Below are 1,113 nucleotides of genomic sequence, written 5' to 3' on the forward strand. Positions count from 1 at the left end.
GGCGTTCCTGGCCGTCGCCTGCCTCGCGGGCCTCGCCGAGAGTGCCGTCGCGCCCGTGCGCCAGGCCCGTCCTCGGCACCATCACCACACCGGACAACCGTGTCGAGGTGCTCGCCTTCAACCGCGTCGTACGCAACATCGGCGCCACCCTCAGCACCCCCGCCCTCGGCGTCGCCCTCGCCCTGGACAGCCCCGTGGCGTTCCGCTCCCTGATCGGCGTGGGTGCGGTCAGCGTCCTGATCGTCGCACTCATCGCCACCCGCCTACCGGACACCACCACCCCCACCGAGCCCATTCCCGACGCGGCGGGTCCGAGGAAGAGTAAGCGGAGCGGGGTCCTCCGCGACCGCCCCTACCTCGCACTCTCCCTCCTCAACGGTGTGCTCGTCATGCACATGGAACTCCTCGAAATAGGAATGCCGCTCTGGGGCATGAACCGCACCCAGGCTCCCGCATGGACCACGTCCGCGCTCCTGTTCACCAACGTCCTGGTGGCCATCGGCTTCCAGATGCGCGTCGGCCACACCGTCACCGACGTGAACTCGGCGGCTCGCGCCATGCGCCGCGGCGGCTACTGCCTCCTGTCCGCCTCCGCCGTCTTCGCCCTGACCGGAACCCTCACCCCCCTGCTGTGCGCGACCGCCCTCTTCAGTGCCGTCGTCCTGCTCACCCTCACCGAACTCCTCCAGTCGNNTCGGTGAGTACCAGGGCGCCTGGAGTGTGGGAACCCAACTCGTCCGCTCCTGCGGCCCGTTCCTGGTGACCCTGGTCCTCTCGACCCTGGATGCCGCCGGCTGGCTGGTGATCGGCCTGATCTACGCCGTGGCAGCGGCCTGCGCCGCGCCCCTGTCCCGCCGGGCGGAGGCCACCCGCCACGTAACCGCACCACAAGCCGCCACACCCCAGCCGACCCCTACGAAGCACACGGTCCCGCACAATGCCTGACCACGTCGGCCAAGGGTGCCGACGCCGCACGAGACCGCTTTCGGCCTGCTCAGGTACCCAGTGCTGTTGACGCTCGGGGTGTCCTGTTCAACCGCGTCCTGCTGCCCTATGTGACGCGGGTGCTGGGCAAGACGCTCTACGACGATATGCGGCGGATGGAAGCGCTGG

At 69.6% G+C, this 1,113-nt stretch carries 2 protein-coding genes; both read left to right on the forward strand.

What is annotated here, in order from left to right; translation table 11 throughout:
• Positions 1-701: MFS transporter (locus CCN51_RS29155; protein WP_342749396.1), on the forward strand; the 701-nt coding region annotated here is incomplete at its 5' end.
• A 19-nt stretch (positions 702-720) separates the two neighbouring features.
• Positions 721-945: a hypothetical protein gene (locus CCN51_RS29160; protein WP_086860265.1), complete on the forward strand. Its 225-nt coding sequence runs from the start codon at positions 721-723 to the stop codon at positions 943-945.
• Positions 946-1,113: the final 168 nt, after the last annotated feature.

Origin of the sequence: Streptomyces milbemycinicus (assembly GCF_002154605.1) — a bacterium.
Classification (GTDB): Bacteria; Actinomycetota; Actinomycetes; order Streptomycetales; family Streptomycetaceae; genus Streptomyces; species Streptomyces milbemycinicus.